Consider the following 274-nt stretch of genomic DNA (forward strand, 5'->3'; position numbering starts at 1 on the left):
TATTTTCTAAAACTTTGAATAAATTTGGCAAAGTTAAAGTATGCCCTCATTGCTCTGAACAATTTAAATCATTTATAAATTTTAAAGTGGCCGCTATTTTATTTATACCTGCTCTTGTATTATCATTATTTATTTTAAAGCCATTCATCATATCCCTTGGTCTCACTGGAGGTGTTTCTACAGGTATTATGGGCGGATTACTTGTTTTATTATCTATGCGACTAAAGAAGCTAGATTAACCTAACAAGGCATTCAAACGGACAAAAAACAGTTG

Annotated in this window: 1 protein-coding gene; it reads left to right on the forward strand. The window is 31.4% G+C overall.

Translation table 11 applies throughout. The features are described from left to right. The coding region (locus tag H4J67_RS20400) for a hypothetical protein (RefSeq protein WP_220471684.1) at nt 1-239 on the forward strand (239 nt) is incomplete at its 5' end. Nucleotides 240-274 lie beyond the last annotated feature (35 nt).

The sequence above is a fragment of the Colwellia sp. BRX10-4 genome (assembly GCF_014077465.1).
Lineage (GTDB): Bacteria > Pseudomonadota > Gammaproteobacteria > Enterobacterales > Alteromonadaceae > Colwellia_A.